The following is a 17,216-nucleotide window of genomic DNA, read 5'->3' as shown; positions in this document are numbered from 1 at the left end:
TCAGTAATAGGACGGTCAGTCCTTGGCCTTGCAGGGAGTTGCACGTGAACAAGCGTACTTCGGCAATAAAAGTCCTCGTGGTCGACGATCAGTCCTTGATCGTCACAGAACTTTGCGAATTTCTTGAGAGCAACGGCTACCGCTGCGTTCCCTGCGAATCCGGCCATCAGGCGATCGAACGTTTCCAACAAGACATGGACATTGGCCTGGTCCTCTGCGATTTGCACATGCCTGGCCTGGACGGCATTCAAATGGTCCAGGAACTGCAACGCCTGAGTGGTAAACACCGGGCCTTCGAAGCCATCATGCTCACCGGGCAGGCGGACAAGCAGGATGTGATCAAGGCATTGCGCGCCGGCGTTGCCGATTACTACCAGAAGCCGATTGACCTGGGTGAATTGCTCGAAGGCGTACAGCGCCAGGAAGTGGCACTGCAGGAGCGGCATAAGACGCTGCAGTTGGGGCATCTGAACCAGAAGCTGCAATACCTGTCCGAGTCGCTTGATGATCTGTACCAGGACCTGGACCGGGTTCGGCGTACACCGAATGCCTCGGGAGGGGATGCCAGCGATACCGAGCGAACCGAGATCCCGGCCATCTTCAATCAGCTGTCGCCACGCCAACTGGAGGTGGCGCGGTTGGTGGGCAAGGGGAAAACCAATTATCAGATTGCCTGCGAGTTGGGCATTACCGAGAACACGGTGAAGTTGTACGTGTCGCAGGTGCTGCGGTTGACGCATATGCATAACCGCACGCAATTGGCGTTGGCGATGACGCCGAATCATTCAGGGCTGCGGCATCGGGCGTCGACGAGCTGATCTGCGCTTTAGGCTGGTGTACATATCCAGCCCGCCAGCCGACCTGCATCTGGCGGACGTACTGGGTCCACCTGTGGGAGCGAGCCTGCTCGCGAAGACGGCCTGCCAGCCAATCCGATTCTAGCGGATGTACTGGATCCCCTGTGGGAGCGGGCTTGCCCGCGAAAAACCTGAGGGCACCGCGGGGCGTCTGGTTTCCCGCGTCATCGTTATCGACCATCGTCGGAACACCGCCCGGAGCATGCTCGCTCCTACAGGGTTATCCGACACGGTTAGTGCCTTGTTCAAATAGAGAAACGGCCTACACCATTCTTAGAATCGTCCTATTTCCAGCTTCCTTCCAATTCGCCAAAGCTTTCACCCCACAGGACCCGGGTGAACGCCAAACCCTTCCTGACCGCTCCCCCCGCAGACCAGGAAGGACTGACCATGAGCACCCAACCGCGCATTTTCTTCAACCACAGCCGCCATAAACTCTGGGTCCGCAACCTCGAGACCCGCCTCGATGTCCTTGCCTTTCGCGGCGAAGAACGCCTCAGCCAACCCTTCACCTACGAGATAGAGTTCACCAGCGCCGAGCTCGATCTCGAAGCTGAACAGCTGCTGCGCAAGGACGCCTCTTTCAGCTTGCACGCCGCGCCATTGAACGTCGCGCCGATGCCCTGGAAAGTGCCCGAGGTCAAACCGTTGCGCACGCTGCACGGCGTGATCACCGGCCTCAAGCGCCTGTCCGCCTCCCGTGACGAAGCCCGCTACGAACTCACCCTGCAACCGCGTTTGGCCTTGCTTGAACGCGGCCGGCAATACCGCATCTACCAGGATAAGTCAGTACCGGAAATCGTCGAAAGTATCCTGCGCAGCCGTCACGACCTCCGAGGCCAGGACTTCCTGTTCCGCCTGGTGCGTGAATACCCCCGGCGTGAACAGGTGATGCAGTACGGCGAAAGCGACCTGGCCTTCATCAGCCGCCTGCTGGCCGAAGTGGGCATCTGGTACCGCGTCACCAGCGACCAACGCCTGCACATCGACGTCGTGGAGTTCTGCGACGGCCAGCGCGGCTACCAGTTCGACGTCGAGCTGCCGCGCTTCCCGCCCGCCGGGCTCAGCAGCGATGCGGACCGCGTGTGGGACCTGCAAACCCATCACCAGGTGGTGGAAAAACACGTCAACGTCCGCGCCTATCACCCCCTGGACGCCAGGGCCCACCTCGACGCCGACGTCGACCAGACCCGCGGGGCGAAAATCACCTACGGCGAGGCCTACCACTACGCCGAGCCCTACCGCGTACTCGGCGGCGCCTACGATCTGCACGAAGACCTGGCAACCGAAAGCGGCTACTTCTACGCACGTCTGCGCCACGAGCGCTACCTCAACGACCAGACCCGCCTGAGCGGCATCAGCAGCAGCGCCACCCTCGCACCGGGCCAGGTGCTGACCATCACTGGCGGCGGAGCACCGCAGGCCTTTACCCCGCGGTGCGCGATCATCGCCGTGCGTACCCGTGCCGCCCGCGATGCCAGCTTCGAGTGCCGCTTTGAAGCCATGCCCTATTCGGAAACCCTGTGCTTTCGCCCGCCACTGCTGCCCAAACCACAAATCGCCGGCACCGTCCCGGCCCGGGTCACCAGCGGCGAAACCCACGACAAATACGCAGAAATCGATCTGCGAGGTCGCTACAAGGTCAACTTCCTGTTCGACCGCGACCCGTGGAAGCTCGGCGAAGAAAGCATGTGGCTGCGCCAGGCGCGCGCCTACGCCGGCGACACCTTTGGGCTGCACCTGCCGCTGATCTGCGGCACCGAAGTGGCCATCGCCTTCGAACAGGGCGACCCGGACCGTCCCTACATCGCCCACGCCCTGCACGACAGCGAACACCCGGACCACGTGACCCTGCGCAGGCGCGACCACACCCGCAACGTGCTGCGTACACCGGCGAACAACAAGCTGCGCATGGAAGACCTGCGCGGGGAGGAGCACGTCAAGCTCAGCACCGAGTATGGCGGCAAGAGCCAGCTGAACCTGGGGCATTTGGTAGATGCCACGAAGAAAAAACGCGGGGAAGGGTTTGAGCTAAGGACGGATGATTGGGGGAGTATTCGTGGAGGCAAAGGGTTGTTCATCAGCGCCGACGGACAGCCCAAGGCGCAAGGCTCGGTCCTCGACATGAGCCCGGCAGTGGAACGCTTGCAACAAGCCGGCGAACAACTGCAAAAACTCTCGCAAGATGCCCAAGCGGCGAACGCCGATCCCGCCGATGTGCAGGCCCAAATGTCGCTATTGCGTGAACAGATCGACGCGCTCAAGGCGCAGGTGATCCTGCTCAGCGCGCCCCAAGGCATTGCCCTCACCAGCGGCCAGCACCTGCAACTGGCGGCGCAGGAGAACATGATGCTCAACGCTGGCGGCGACGCCAACTTCAGTGTGGTCAAGCGCCTGTTCATGGGTGTGGGTCAGGGTTTGAGCCTGTTCGTGCGCAAGCTGGGGATCAAGCTGATCGCCAATCAGGGCGCCGTAAAAATTCAGGCACAGAACGACACCCTGGAACTGATAGCGCGGCATGGCCTGAACATCACCAGCACCGAAGACGAAGTCCATATCACCGCGAAAAAGAAAATCACCCTGAACGGAGGAGGCAGCTACTACACCCTCGATGCGAACGGCATCGAATCGGGAACATTGGGCGATCACAACGTCAAGGCGGCGTACGTCGAGTACAGCGGCCCGGCCAGCATGACCGCCGTGCATCCGGATTACCCGCAAAGCCTGTCCAGACAAAGGCTGAGATTCAATGTAGGACAAGCCCCCAATGCCATCCGCGAGGGCTGGGCGGGCATGCCCTATACCCTCTACGCCGACGGTGCCGTGCTCCAGCGAGGCGTGCTGGACAAGACCGGGCAACTGTCGATCGATCATCAGGTCGTGACCCGCAGCTACCGGTTAGTCATGGCCAACGGCGTGACCCATCACATCCCAGTGCCTGGCGAATACCGCAATGCCGATCAGGCCCATATGGCCAATCGCGGCTTGCACAACCACACCGCGCAGGCCGATTCAGAGATGAGCCAACCCAGCTCGCACACCGATCATCGCGCGCTGTACGACGCGGCGCTACATGCAATCAACGATCAGACAGGGAAGACGTCATGAGCCGCTATGAGTTCGTCTCACCGGTTGCATTCCAGCACAGCCAAGAGGTGACCTGCACCCCGCCCTGGTATGTACAGGACACCGAATATCCGCCCGCCATGGCGACCTATGAACCGTTGATCAATGGTGAAGACACCTTCAAGGCGGTTTACGAGGCTATTTTCAACGCCACGAAAACGGTCGACATCATCTGCTGGGGCTTCCAGCCGTCGATGTATTTCATTCGCGATCGAGATCGAGATCCCAAGGCGCCGAGCATCGGTGAGCTACTCAAGGCCAAGGCGCAAGCGGACGTCAAGGTGCGGATACTGGGTTGGGAGGCGCCTTTCAATGCTGCCGGCCTGTCGGGTGAAGCCAACTTGCCCGGCAAAGGCACGTTCCCCGTCAACGACCGGGCCTTGCAGAGCTCCACCCAGGCGCAATACGACTATGACCGTCAATGGTTTGCCGAATTTGCGGTCCAGGGTGACCAGGCGGTGGAACGTGGTGGACTCAAGCGGCCAGTGTTTGTCAGTCGTGGTTTCGATGTTAACGAACGAGCGGAAATCGCCCATCAAGTGCGACGCGCGAGTCTCGATCCGCAGGTCAGTGGGGCTACGCGCTTCTTCCTGAAAGCGACCCCCACGCATCATCAAAAAACCGTGCTGGTCGACTTCGAACTGCCGGATTGTGCCGTCGGTTTCGTCATGGGCCACAACATGCTCGATGAGTACTGGGACACCAATGCCCATTCGGCGCTGAACCGTTCCGAGGAGCGCAAACCACTCCCCCATCAAGGCCCGCGCGGCATGACCCCGCGTCAGGACATTTCCAGCCGCGTCAGTGGGCCGATCCTGGAAGCCCTGCACAACAATTTCGCCAAGGCCTGGCGCAAGGAAACCGGCGAGGACCTGATTGCCTCACGGCAGTCCATGCAGGTCGGACCGCAACTGCAATGTATCCCGGACGCCACCCGACAAATCGCGCAGATCCTCCGCACCCAGGCCCAGGAGGGCAAGCGCGACATCGAGCAGCTCTACCTGCAAGCCGTCAACAACGCGACCCAGTTCATCTACATCGAAAACCAGTACTTTCGCTGGCCCCCTCTGGCCGAGCTGATCAAGGCCGTGGCAGCGGGCCAGACCAAAGCCGGGCGCGACCCCGGCATACACGGTCCGTTGCACTTGTTCGTGATCACCAATGCCAGCGAAGACAGCGTTGGGTCTGGCGCGGTTAACACCCAGCGCATGCTCCAGAGCCTCGGCCGGGGTGAGCTCATTCCCGCAGTCACCAAACTACAGCGCATCGAAGCGGTGAAACAAAACGCACCGCCCCGGCCGACCTTCGAACCTCACGACCGCGTCGGGCAGCAGGAACTGGCCAGGTGGGAGGCTGAGCTTGAACGGCAAACCCGGGCGATCAAGGACAGCACGGTTCAACAGGAGGAACGTCCCGGCCTGAAGGTGCACCTGTGCTCGCTGGTCGCCCCCGACTCGCCCGCGGGCCAGCGGTGGATGCCGGTGTACGTCCACTCCAAGTTGATGATCATCGACGATGTGTTCACCACCCAGGGCTCGGCCAATATCAACACCCGCAGCATGCAGGTCGACAGTGAACTGAACATTGCCCATGAGTGGGCGAGTGTGACGCGGGGGTTGAGGCGAAGGCTGTGGGAGATGCATACGGGGGGGATGGGGGTGCAGGATGATCCGGGGGCGGCGTTCAAGGCTTGGCAGGACATCATCGAGAAAAACAGAAAGAGCCAGGAAGATAAGAGAGACGGTGTGCCTTATGCGCCCCTCGTCGAGTTTTATTATGACAAGGCCACGCTGAAGGACATCGACTGATGCGTCTCGCTCTTTTGTTGTCATGCCTGCTGCTGACTGCTTGCGACAGCCGCAGCACTTTTACCTATATGAAGAAGGACCCTCAGGTGAAATCACTTAACGAGATCAAGGCCGATCTGGCGTTTAGCTGTGTGCACGAGCAATTCCCCACGCCCTCCGCCGAGTCCGATGTGCTGTTCCAGTACGCGCGCTGGCTGCAAAAAAACAATCAGCTCAAAGAAGACAAAAGCGTCGATGTGGAAATCGAAAGGCTGTACCGCATTGCCGCCGAAAACGGTCATTACAAGGCCAACATTAACCTGCAGAACGGTGCCATGCGCGGCCATTTCCAGCTTCGGGGGGACGAGCATTTGCGTTTGAGCGAACGATTGATCAGCGAGGGCGTAGCGACGGGTTATTACTTCGTCGGGATCTTCCTGCAACAAGGTTCGGCGGGGCTGAAGCAGGACTCGGAAATGGCCCTGCGCTATTTTCGCAAGGCCGCTGATAACGGGAGTGCTCAAGCCCAGGGGTATGTAGGCCAGAAACTGGCACCCAGCGATATGGCGCCGGATATCGCCCGTCAAATGCGTCGATGCGCCGCTGAGCAGGGGCAAGGTAATGCTGCTTCCATGCTATCGATCTACCTTCGGGATGAAGGGAGATACGCGGATGCAATCGAAGTTCTGCAGATGGGTGTGGCTGCAGGTTACTCGAACGCAGCCGGTCGTCTGGTAGAAGCATTTCGTAATCCTCATCCCTCCAATGAACTTTACTACCTTGGCCAAGAGGAAGACCTGGAACGCGCCGAACGCTACGAAAAAATCTGGCGAATACTCGCCAACTATTCCTACGCTAACCCCAAAGTCCCCGAAATCAACGAAATCCTCCCCCTGCCTCCGGCCAAGTTGCCCGCCTGGGACGGCAAGCTGCAATGGCTCGAAGAACGCCTGGCCAATGTCCCGCCAGAAAAGCCCAGCACTGCTCTGATCAACCAACTGTCCAAGGCCAAACTCCTGGACCCGGCCACCGGTCGTGGTCTTCCGGGATCCCCTGCATTCAGCCAGGCTCACTTATCTGCGCCGTACTGCTATAGCGGGCAAGTCTGCCCGGTGAGTGGGTACTGGAAGATTGGCTGGCTTCCTCGCCTCCATTCAGTAAAGGACGGGAGCGAAACCCGGTACTTCAAGCAGGGCGAGATCTTGCCGATGCAACTGGTCGAGCGTTACCACCTGCGCACCTGGCCCTTCTCCGACAAGATCACGCGATCTGAGCAAGCGGTTGAATGGCGCCTGCTCTGATAAAAAATCAATTTCGTAAATTTATGCCATTGGCTGGCGACGCGCCGTGCATCGGCGAGTTACCGAAGGCCAAGGTGAAACCGGGCATACATGGACCCTTGCATTTGTTCGTGATCACCAATGCCAGCGAAGACAGCGTTGGGTCTGGCGCGGTTAACACCCAGCGCATACAGCGCATCGAAGCGGTGAAACAAAACGCACCGCCCCGGCCGACCTTCGAACCTCACGACCGCGTCGGGCAGCAGGAACTGGCCAGGTGGGAGGCCGAGCTTGAACGGCAAACCCGGGCAATCAAGGACAGCACGGTTCAACAGGAGGAACGTCCCAGCCTGAAGGTGCACCTGTGCTCGCTGGTCGCCCCCGACTCGCCCGCGGGCCAACGGTGGATGCCGGTGTACGTCCACTCCAAGTTGATGATCATCGACGATGTGTTCACCACCCAGGGCTCGGCCAATATCAACACCCGCAGCATGCAGGTCGACAGTGAACTGAACATTGCCCATGAGTGGGCGAGTGTGACGCGGGGGTTGAGGCGAAGGCTGTGGGAGATGCATACGGGGGGGATGGGGGCGCAGGATGATCCGGGGTTAGCGTTCAAGGAGTGGCAAGACATCATGAAAGAAAACAAAGATCGCCAGAAGGAAAAGGGTATGGGTACACCGTACGCCTCCCTCGTCGAGTTTTATTACGACAAAGCCACGCTGAAGGACATCGACTGATGCGTCTCGCTCTTTTGTTGGCATGCCTGCTGCTGACTGCCTGCGACAGCCGCAGCACCTTTACCTATATGAAGAAGGATCCTCATGTGAATCCCCTTAATGAAATCCAGGCCAACCTGGCCTTTACCTGCGTGCATGAGCAATTCCCGGCGACCTCCGCGGAGGCCGACGTGCTGTTCCAGTACGCGCGCTGGCTGCAAAAAAACAATCAGCTCAAAGAAGACAAAAGCGTCGATGTGGAGATCGAAAGGCTGTACCGCATTGCGGCAGAAAACGGTCATTACAAGGCCAACATTAACCTGCAGAACGGTGCCATGCGCGGCCATTTCCAGCTTCGGGGCGACGAGCATTTGCGTTTGAGCGAACGATTGATCAGCGAAGGAGTGGCTACGGGTTATTACTTCGTCGGGATCTTCCTGCAACAAGGTTCGGCGGGGCTGAAGCAGGATCCGGAAATGGCCCTACGCTACTACCGTAAGGCTGCTGATCACGGCAACGCCCAGGCACAATACTATGTGGGAGACAAATTGGCGTCGAGCGATATGGCTCCGGACATTGCACGGCAAATGCGCCGCTGTGCTGCTGAGCAAGGCCATGGCGAAGCGGCGATTGAACTGGGAATAAATCTCAAGAACAAAAAACAATACCACGAAGCGCTTGAAGCCTTTCAACTTGGAGTCGCTGCGGGTGACAGCACTTCTGCTTATAAATTAGGAAAAATCTTTCGTAACCCCCCACCTACTGATGAACTTGATTATCTCGCCCAACAGGAAGATGTAGAGCGGTCCGAACGCTACGAAAAAATTAGCAAAGTGCTGGGCAACTACTCCTACGCCAAACCAAACGTCCCCGAAATCAACGAAATCCTCCCCCTGCCTCCGGCCAAGTTGCCCGCCTGGGACGGCAAGCTGCAATGGCTCGAAGAACGCCTGGCCAATGTCCCGCCAGAAAAGCCCAGCACTGCTCTGATCAACCAACTGTCCAAGGCCAAACTCCTGGACCCGGCCACCGGTCGTGGTCTTCCGGGATCCCCTGCATTCAGCCAGGCTCACTTATCTGCGCCGTACTGCTATAGCGGGCAAGTCTGCCCGCAGACTGGCTACTGGAAAGCCGATATTGGTGGCCAGCTTTTCTCGCGCCTCGAAGGTGCACAGGTTCCCGTTTCGAGAAAGGCGAAATCCTGCCAACCCTGAGAATCGAGAGGCGCCACATCCGCTTCTTGCTCGCCGAAGAGGAAAATATCGAATGTAGACTGTTCGGTGAAGCCTAAATATTTACCCGCAGCAATAGCGCTAACCCTCTTTAGGAGCGAGCATGCTCCGGGTGGTGTTCCGACGAAAAAACTGAGGGCACTGCGGGGCGTCTGGTTTCCCGCGTTATCGTTGAGGACCATCGCGAGCATGCTCGCTCCAACAGGGGAGGATGTGGTTTAGCGCTATTGCTGCGATCCGCTGTTCACCGATCCGCCCGCATCCTGATCAAAGAACTCTGGGATCTCGTGCTGGAAGCTTTTCAACCAGCGCTGCATTGCCAGTTCGCGCTCGGCTGCGCTGGCAGTTTGCGGCTTGGTGGAGGCGGCGGTGTTGCTGCTTTGCAGTTGCAGCCAGCCTTCGGTTTCCTGTTGTTGTGGCGAGGCGGGGCCGGCGTCGATGGCGTGAGCGGCAAGTGGCAAGGCCAGCAAGCCGAGGCAGTACAAGGTGGTCGGTTTCATCAGGGTGCTCCCTACTGAACAGCGGCGACGGTCGGCCCGGACTTGCCGGGTGACTTGAGTTTCTCGGCGCGGGCCTGGGCCTGGGTGACTTGTGCCGGATTCAGGCCAAGGCGGCTGACCAGTTCGGCGGCGCGGTTCCAGTCGTCCTGATAGATCAACAGGGTCACCAGGTTCACGGCGGCCAGTTGGTCGCTTTGCTTGAGCTCGATGGCGGTGAGGAATTCGAATTTGGCGTCTTCGATGCGCAGTTGATTGAGGTAGACCACGCCCAGGTCGTTACGGATTTTTTCGTCGGTGGGCGCCAGTCGGGCGGCCCGTTGCAAGTGCGCCTGGGCCAGGCCATGGTCGCCTTGGGCGGCGGCGAGTTGGCCCAGGCCGTGTTCGGCTTCGGCGGCCAGGCAGCCGCCGAGCAGGCTGCGGTACAGCGGTTCGGCTTCACTGCGGTCCAGCAGTCGATACACCTTGGCCTTGCGCAGGCGCACGTCGGCAACTTTGTCCGGCAGGCTCTGCAGGTTGGCGAGGCTGGCGTGCAACTTGCCGTCGTTGGCCATGTCGTCGGCCAGGTTCAGCGACAGCTGTTGTTCGGCGTTCAATTTGCCGCAACTGACGGGGGTCAGGGCACTCCAGGGTGTCTGTCCGTTGCTCGCGCAACCCCCCAGCATCAGCAGACAAAAACCTGCAAACATTGCTTTCATCACGATTCCCCTAAGAAGCAAAAGCCCGGGCGAGGGCGGTGAAGCCCGGGCCCGCCAGTACGATCAACAACGCCGGGAAGAGGAACAGCATCATCACGACGGACATTTTTGCGGACATCTTGGAGATGTATTCCTGAAGGCGCGCCAGGCGCTTGTCATCGAGCAACAACTTGAGCGCCAGCAGGGATTTCATCGCACCGCCGCCCTGGTGGATCAGCTGTTGCAGGATCACGCAGGTGTCAGTGAACTCGTCGACCGCCAGCAAGCGGGTGACCTTGTGCAGTTCATCGCCCAGCTCCAGGCCCGAATCGACACGGGCCAGCACCAGGCGCAACTCCTGGGTCAATGTGGGCATCAGTTGTTTGCCTTCATTGCTCAAGACTCGCAGCGATTGCTCCACGGCCATGCCTGATTCGAACAGGATGCGCAGCAGCGGAATGAAGGTGGAGATTTCCATCGCCAGTTTTTTCTGCCGATGGTGCGCAGCAGCGGCCAGCAGACGCTTGGGCAGCAGATAACCGATACCCAGGGCGAACGCCGGGACTAGCCATGGGTGAATGACCTGGGGGAAGAACAGACCCTGCACCAATGCACTCAACGCCAGCGCCAGTACCGGGACGCCAACCTGCAAGGCGGCAAATAACGCCCGTTGCCGCGCGGTACGCCAGCCCAGGCAATTGAGCAGGGTCTGGGTTTCGTTGTCGAGCTTGACCGACTGCTGGCCGACCCGGCTGGTGCCCAGCGCCTGCAGCCATTGGCTCAAGCGGCTTTCGCCCGGCGCCTTGCCGTCCAGGCGCTGCACCACCTGGCGAGCACGATGACGCAGTTGCACCATGACGCAGATAAACAATCCCGATGCCAGCAGGAACAATAGCGAGCTCAGCAGCATGGACGCGTTCATAGGCTGCGCAACATCCGCCACAGTGCCAGGCAGCCGAACACCTGCAGGGCGAGCGCTCCCATCAGCATCGATTGCCCTGAACTGTCGTCCCACATGGTCATCAGGTACTTTGGATTGGACACCAGGAGATAGCCGGCGACTGTGACCGGCAGTAGCGCCAGGACAACCGCCGTGACTCGGGTTTCACCGGTCATGGCGCTCAGTTGGCGAGCAGCCTGTTCCCGTTCGCGGATGATCTTGATCAGGTTTTCCAGCAGTTCACTGGCGTTGCCACCGTAGCGGTGGTTGACCTTCAAGCCGAGGGCAAACAGGCGAAGTTCGTCTTTGTCGTAGAGTTCTGCGAAGTCCGAGGTGGCGTCCGGCAGACTGATGCCCATGTGCACCTGGCGCTTCACGCGGCCCAAGGCATCTTTCAGCGGATCTTCGGCGGCGTCGATGGCGCCCAATACCGCGTCGGCCAAGGTGCGCCCGGACTTCAGGCTGCGCACGCTGTGATCGAGCAATGCGGGCAATTGTTCGATCATGCGCTTGAGCCGACGCTGGTAACGCCAGTTGACATACAGGCGCAGGAGCAGGGGAGGCAACAGCAACAGGGCGAGCAACCCCGGCCAGCCGCCGCCGAAAAACCCGAGCAGGATACTCAAGCCCCACAGCGTCAGCCACACACCCAGGCGTTCGGTGGGCCGCCCGAGGCCAGCGCGCAAAAAGGCGCGATCCAGTCCCGTCCAGGATGTTTTGCGCACCACCCGCTCCGGTTGCCCCTGGCTCAGGCGTTCCAGCACGCGCCGGGTGCCGGGCTCGCGTAAGCCGCGAGTGAACAAGTGGGCCGAGAGCCCCAGCAACGCCAGGCAAACAAAGATAAGCAGCAGCGGTTTGAGCATGCCGTGGCCTTCAATACACCGAGGAAGAGAGCGCCGATTCGCGGCGCAGTTTGTCACCCGCGGGGTTGACCGCCTCGCGCATGAAACCGAAACCGCTGCGGCGGTCGAGGCGAAACAGGGTATTGGTGACGTACACGTCTTCACGAATGCCGATCACCTCGACTACTTCGCTGACACAGCGGCGGCCATCGGGCATGCGCGTCAACTGGATCACCACGTCCAGCGCCGCGCAGATCATCTGGCGCAAGGTCCGTTCGGCAATGCTGCGACCGGTCAGGCCGACCAGGGTTTCCAGGCGCAACAACGCATCTTGCGCGTTGTTGGCGTGCACGGTGCTCATGGAGCCGTCGTGGCCGGTGTTCATCGCGGTCAGTACGTCGACCACTTCGACACCGCGGATTTCGCCGAGGATGATCCGGTCCGGGCGCATCCGCAGGGCGTTGCGAATCAGGTCGCTGGCTTTCACCTCGCCATGGCCTTCGGCATTCGGCGGTCGGGTTTCCAGACGCACCACGTGGGGGTGGCCCAGTTGCAATTCGGCGACGTCTTCGATGGTCACCAACCGTTGGTGGGGGTCGATCAACTGGCTGAGAATATTCAGCAGCGTGGTCTTGCCGGTGCCGGTGCCGCCGCTGATCAGGATGTTGCAACGCTTGCCCACGGCCTCCTGGAGGAATTCGTAGATCGCCTGGTCGATGGTTTGCATGGCCATCAGGTCGGTGCTGTTGAGCATGTCCTGGCGGAATTTTCGAATCGACAGGCACGGGCCGTCGAGCGCAATCGGTGGAATGATCGCATTGACCCGGCTGCCGTCGGGCAGGCGCGCGTCGACCATCGGCGAAGACTCGTCGAGCCGCCGGCCCAGGGGCGCGAGGATGCGCTGGATGACGCGCTCGACATGGTGCGCATCGATAAAACGCAAGTCGCTTTGATGCAGGACACCATCGCGCTCGATGAACACGCGGTGCGGGCCGTTGACCAGGATTTCGGTGACGGCCGAATCGCGCAGCAACACTTCCAGCGGGCCGAAGCCTGTGAGTTCGTCGACGATTTCTTCGGCCAGGCGCTCCATCTCGTAGCGCGAAATCGCCAGGTGCAAGCGCGCGATGTATTCGGCCACTTTGTCGATGACGAACTGCGCCAGCACCTGGCGCGAGCCCTCCAGCAGGTTTTTTCCGGACTCCTCGATGGCATCGATGATGTAGCGGTGCAGCACCAGTTTAAGGCCGTCGTGGTCGGTATTGCCGGCCACCCCACGGTGCGTTGCGCCGAACAGTTTTTCGCCGCTCATGGCGTACCTCTCAAACGGCTGAACCAGGACTTGGGCTTGGCCAGGCTTTCGGAGCGTTTGGCCAAGCGTTCGCCGAGGTTGCGCAGGCTTTGGGTGAGCACTTCCCGGGGGGCCAGTTCGAACAGGGTGACGCCCTGGTTCTTGGCGTTCAAACGGACTTCGGGGCTGTAGGCGAGGGTGGCGATGATTTCCATGCCGAAGCTTTTGCTCAAGGCCTCGGAGTCTGGCGCGACGCTACGCAGGTAGCGATCCACCAGCAGCGTGGCGTGATCGAGTTTCATGCCTTTTTCGCGCCACAGATTCAGTACCGCCAGGTTGCGGCGGCAGTCGAGCACGTTCTGGTCGGTGTACCACAGCAGCTTGTCGCAATGGCTGACGAAGGTGCGCAAGGCTTCGCTGTCGGGCTGGCCGGTGAGGTTCACGACGATGTGCTGGAAGTGCTGGCGCAGCGCGCTGAGCAGCATGTACAGCTCGGCGGCGCTGGTGTGTTCCAGCGGTTCATCCTGGGTGGCATAGGCGAGGATCCGCAGCCCGGCTTCGCAACGGGTGAAGGCGCTGTCGATCAGGGTGGCGTCAAGACGACGCAAGTTGCGCAGGGCATCACCGAAATGAAACGAGCTCTCCAGGCCCAGCAAGGCCAGGCTGTCCCCCCGGGGCAGGCCGAGGTCGAGCAGCAGCGTTTGCTGACCGCTTTTTTGCACCACCTGTGCCATGTGGTTGGCCAACAGTGCGCCGTCGGCATTGCTCTGCACGCCGTACAGGACGGTGAGGCCGCCCAGGTGAGTATTGGGCACCACCGGTGGCAGGCGTTTACTCTGGCGCCGCACCAGCCCGGCGACTTCACTGGAGCGCGAGCCATAGGCCACGAAGTCCCGGGCCCCGGCGCGCATGGCATTGAGTACGAGCTGGTTGTCCATGCCGTCGCCCAGCGCGACGATAGCCAGCCTTGGCTTGGCTTCCAGAGCGCCTTCAATCAGTGCGCACTGGGCCACCACATGCTCACGGTCCAGGCCCACGAACACCAGGCTGGCCAGTGTCACGTCCACCAGCGCCAGCAGTTCGTCGAGGCTGCCGCCACCGGCGCTGACCACTTGGCCCAAGGGGGCGAGCGCGCCTTGCAACCATTCAAGGTCGGTGCTGTTACGCGTGATCGCGAGGAAGGTCTGGCTCAGGTTCTGGCTCATTGCGATAGCCCGCTGCGTTTATCGAAGTCGCCGTTTTCGAGGAAGTACAGGCGGTACCAGTTGGGGTCGTAATTGCGGAGTTTTTCCCCCGGCAGCGACGGCAGTTGCGCATTCGCCGCCAACGGCTGCACCAGGTGCGGCGTGACGATCATCAGCAGTTCCCGTTCTTCGCGATTGATCGAGGAGCTGCGAAAGAACGCGCCGAGGATCGGGATATCGCCCAGTCCCGGAAACTTGTCCACCTGCGAGGTGTTTTGTGTACTGATCAGGCCACTGATGACGAAGCTTTCGCCATCGGCCAGGGAGATGCTGGTGTCGGTACGGCGAATGGTGAACGCCGGCACTGTGGTGCCGCCGATGGTCACGGCGTTGTTGTAATCCAGTTCGCTGACTTCCGGAGCGACCTTGAGGGCGATCTGGTCGTTACTGACCACCGTTGGCGTGAGCGTCAGGCGGATGCCGAATTCCTTGTATTCGATGGAGTAGCTGTTGCTGTTGGCGCTGGGAATCGGGATAGGGATTTCACCGCCCGCCAGGAAGCTTGCGCTTTGTCCGCTGATCGCCACCAGGCTCGGTCGCGCCAGGGTGTAGGCAAAACCACTGCTTTCCATGGCATTGATGATGGCCAGGAAGTTGCCGCCGCCGGCGACGATGTTGAACATGTCGTTGGCCAGCGGAATGCTCGGCACGGCAATCCGCGGGTCAAGGTTGCGCAGCGGGAACACCCGCGGTGTCACTGCAGTATTGGGGACGGTACCGGGAGAGCCGAACAGGAAATTCGAATTTTTGCCGTAGATCGAAGTACTGGCTTCCTTCAGCTTGGTACGACTGACTTCGACGAAGCGGATGTCGGTCTGCACTTGCGATGGCAGCAGCGGGTCATCGGAGGGTGACTGTCTGGCGCTGGTCATGGCTGCCGTCGCCCGGCCCTGGACGAACACCATGCTTTGGCGCGGCGCGCTGGCACAGGCGGTCCAGACCATCAGGCTGGTGGCACCGGCGCCCATGCCGGTGAGCAGGAATGCCTGGCTGCCATTGACTCGCACGTCGGCGATTTTCGGGTCACCCACTGCGATCCGGGTGATTGCCACGGGCGATTGCACTTCCTGTTGCAGGCCTTCGCCCACTTCCAGCACCGCTGGCAAGGGGCCCAGCGCTGCACAATTACCGTTGGCAGCCATGACTGCCGTCACCGGCATGCCGCTCAGCAAGGTGGCCCAGATCAAGCCGTTCAAAAACGGCGTACTACGTCTGCGCATTAAAGCGTTTCCTTGCTCGATTCAGGGGGACTTTGGCGTGCTTTCGTTGCCGCGGATGACTTCCACACCCGACCGGCGCGGCGCGACTGCGTTACTGGCAACCAGCGGTTTGGGCGGCGCTGTCATGGCCAGCTGGTTGAACTGAATCAAGTCGCGATTGGCGTTGGCGAGGTTGGCTGCGGAATCGCGTTCACCGGCCCAGTAACGCGCCAGGCGTTTTTCCTCGGCGCTGCGCACCGCCAGGCGCAGCACCCCGGCCTGGGTGGCGAGCATCAAGCGGCTCACCAGTGGTTCGGGAACGGCGAGCAGCACGGTACGGGCACTGGCGCGCTGTTGCTCCTGCCGGAGTTTTTCATCGTTGCCCTGGGCCGGGCTGGAGGGCTGGCCGTCGTTGGTCAGGCCCATTTGCTCGCCCACCGCCAGTACACGCAAGGCCGGGACCGCGAGCTGGGCCGAGGGCTGGAGATTAAGGGTGTCCATGCGCAAGAACAGCAGCACGTCGACATAGTCCCCCGGGGTCAATTGGCCGCCAGCGTTGATCACTTCATCCACGGCAACGGCGAGCGCACGCTCATCGGGCCGAATCATCCGCGCCAACTTACCGCCGCCTTCGAAGCTCTCGTCGTTGAGCCAGCTGCCGGCGGTCAGGGCACGCCAGGGCGTACGGCCGATGGCTTGATCGAGGCGGGTCAGGCTGCCGGCCGGGACGGTTCGCAGTTTTTCCACGGCCACGTCGGCGGCAGTGATTTGCACAAACGGCGCGATGTCATGCAGCAACACCACGATCGGTTGGCGCGTGTCCTCTTCTGGTTGGACAACAGCTGCAGGGTTGCTGAGGGACGTGGGGGCGATGGCGGCTTGCGCAACGGGAGTGGCGGTCGGTTCACGCGTCAAGGTGAAGCCCCAGTAACCGGCAATGACCGCACCCGCCAGGGACAGTCCCGCTAGGCCAAGAATGACACGACTGTTCATGACGGCGCTTCCCTTCTTTCCTGCTGCACCAAGAAGTCGTTTTCCGCAACGAGACAACTTCGCAATCAGGTAGCTATGAACATGGAACTATTTCGCTATTGGAAGGTAGCGCAGCTAGAGCAAAACGCCATTACCCGGGGAAAATTTTCTAACGAAAAATCGACGACCAGCTCAATTCAAAGGTTTTTGACGTCAACAAAGCGATTAATACTTTCGTGTTAATGCGTTTTTACAGTTGTTTGGTGGAGGAATGCCGACAATGCTGATGCTGGCACAGGGGAATCATGTTGCGTCGGTGCAACACTCGGTGTCTTCGAGGAGAACGTCATGTCTTTCGCCAAGCTGTTTCAGAAGGTCAAATCCGAAATCGCTTTTTACAAAGGGCTGGCCAAGGATACCGAGGGAGCGTCGGGTATCGAGTACGCCATCGTCGCTGCCATGGTCGCGGTGGTGATTGCAGGTTTGGGTACGGATATAGGAGACAATGTTAAAGCGGTATTCGAAAAAATCAGGGACACCATGTGAGTGAATA

At 60.4% G+C, this 17,216-nt stretch carries 15 protein-coding genes; 7 read left to right on the top strand and 8 right to left on the bottom strand.

Features of this window, described 5'->3' with window-relative positions; all coding sequences use genetic code 11:
* Nucleotides 1-44: 44 nt before the first annotated feature.
* The 6 genes from AC3WWR_RS15340 (at nt 45) to AC3WWR_RS15315 (ending at nt 8,983) form a co-directional block, all read left to right on the top strand.
* Entirely contained in the window at nt 45-818 is a 774-nt protein-coding gene (locus AC3WWR_RS15340) for a response regulator transcription factor (protein ID WP_020797535.1), read from the top strand.
* Between the two features lie 429 nt (nt 819-1,247).
* Entirely contained in the window at nt 1,248-3,965 is a 2,718-nt protein-coding gene (locus AC3WWR_RS15335) for a type VI secretion system Vgr family protein (protein ID WP_492598850.1), read from the top strand.
* Nucleotides 3,962-5,791 (top strand): phospholipase D-like domain-containing protein, encoded by a 1,830-nt coding sequence (locus tag AC3WWR_RS15330; protein ID WP_492598849.1) that lies wholly within the window; start codon nt 3,962-3,964, stop codon nt 5,789-5,791. Before AC3WWR_RS15335 ends, AC3WWR_RS15330 begins: the two co-directional genes overlap by 4 nt.
* Nucleotides 5,791-7,071 carry an SEL1-like repeat protein gene (locus AC3WWR_RS15325; RefSeq protein ID WP_492598848.1) on the top strand — a complete coding sequence of 427 codons (1,281 nt, stop codon included), beginning with the start codon at nt 5,791-5,793 and terminating at the stop codon, nt 7,069-7,071. The genes AC3WWR_RS15330 and AC3WWR_RS15325 overlap by 1 nt, the downstream gene beginning before the upstream one ends.
* A gap of 23 nt (nt 7,072-7,094) precedes the next feature.
* Nucleotides 7,095-7,790, top strand: coding sequence for a phospholipase D-like domain-containing protein (locus AC3WWR_RS15320; RefSeq protein WP_492598847.1), 696 nt, complete (start codon nt 7,095-7,097; stop codon nt 7,788-7,790).
* Entirely contained in the window at nt 7,790-8,983 is a 1,194-nt protein-coding gene (locus tag AC3WWR_RS15315; RefSeq protein ID WP_492598846.1) for an SEL1-like repeat protein, read from the top strand. The genes AC3WWR_RS15320 and AC3WWR_RS15315 overlap by 1 nt, the downstream gene beginning before the upstream one ends.
* A gap of 242 nt (nt 8,984-9,225) precedes the next feature.
* Here the strand turns inward: AC3WWR_RS15315 and AC3WWR_RS15310 are convergent, their stop codons facing one another.
* The 8 genes from AC3WWR_RS15310 to cpaB are packed head-to-tail and all read right to left on the bottom strand — an operon-like array spanning nt 9,226 to nt 16,684.
* Nucleotides 9,226-9,501, bottom strand: a complete 276-nt coding sequence (locus tag AC3WWR_RS15310; protein WP_020799222.1) for a DUF3613 domain-containing protein — start codon at nt 9,499-9,501, stop codon at nt 9,226-9,228.
* 11 nt (nt 9,502-9,512) lie between these two features.
* On the bottom strand, nt 9,513-10,196 hold the full coding sequence (locus AC3WWR_RS15305; RefSeq protein WP_492598845.1) for a hypothetical protein: 684 nt from the start codon (nt 10,194-10,196) through the stop codon (nt 9,513-9,515).
* Nucleotides 10,197-10,206: 10 nt separating this feature from the next.
* Nucleotides 10,207-11,097, bottom strand: coding sequence for a type II secretion system F family protein (locus AC3WWR_RS15300; protein ID WP_033044767.1), 891 nt, complete (start codon nt 11,095-11,097; stop codon nt 10,207-10,209).
* Nucleotides 11,094-11,978: a type II secretion system F family protein gene (locus AC3WWR_RS15295; RefSeq protein WP_020799219.1), complete on the bottom strand. Its 885-nt coding sequence runs from the start codon at nt 11,976-11,978 to the stop codon at nt 11,094-11,096. Before AC3WWR_RS15295 ends, AC3WWR_RS15300 begins: the two co-directional genes overlap by 4 nt.
* 10 nt (nt 11,979-11,988) lie before the next feature.
* Nucleotides 11,989-13,269: a TadA family conjugal transfer-associated ATPase gene (locus AC3WWR_RS15290; protein WP_020799218.1), complete on the bottom strand. Its 1,281-nt coding sequence runs from the start codon at nt 13,267-13,269 to the stop codon at nt 11,989-11,991.
* Complete coding sequence (locus tag AC3WWR_RS15285; RefSeq protein ID WP_020799217.1) at nt 13,266-14,453, bottom strand: CpaE/TadZ family protein; 1,188 nt, start codon at nt 14,451-14,453, stop codon at nt 13,266-13,268. The genes AC3WWR_RS15290 and AC3WWR_RS15285 overlap by 4 nt, the downstream gene beginning before the upstream one ends.
* On the bottom strand, nt 14,450-15,712 hold the full coding sequence (locus AC3WWR_RS15280) for a type II and III secretion system protein family protein (RefSeq protein ID WP_033044768.1): 1,263 nt from the start codon (nt 15,710-15,712) through the stop codon (nt 14,450-14,452). The genes AC3WWR_RS15285 and AC3WWR_RS15280 overlap by 4 nt, the downstream gene beginning before the upstream one ends.
* A gap of 21 nt (nt 15,713-15,733) precedes the next feature.
* The gene (cpaB, locus tag AC3WWR_RS15275; RefSeq protein ID WP_033044769.1) at nt 15,734-16,684 is read right to left on the bottom strand and encodes a Flp pilus assembly protein CpaB; all 951 of its coding nucleotides are present in this window, start codon (nt 16,682-16,684) and stop codon (nt 15,734-15,736) included.
* Between the two features lie 327 nt (nt 16,685-17,011).
* On the opposite strand from cpaB, the gene AC3WWR_RS15270 reads away from it, so the two are divergent.
* Nucleotides 17,012-17,209 carry a Flp family type IVb pilin gene (locus AC3WWR_RS15270; RefSeq protein WP_492598844.1) on the top strand — a complete coding sequence of 66 codons (198 nt, stop codon included), beginning with the start codon at nt 17,012-17,014 and terminating at the stop codon, nt 17,207-17,209.
* The last annotated feature ends 7 nt before the right edge of the window (nt 17,210-17,216 follow it).

The organism is Pseudomonas sp. EB271-G4-1, from assembly GCF_058791355.1.
This window is presented reverse-complemented; position numbering and strand designations above follow the sequence as displayed.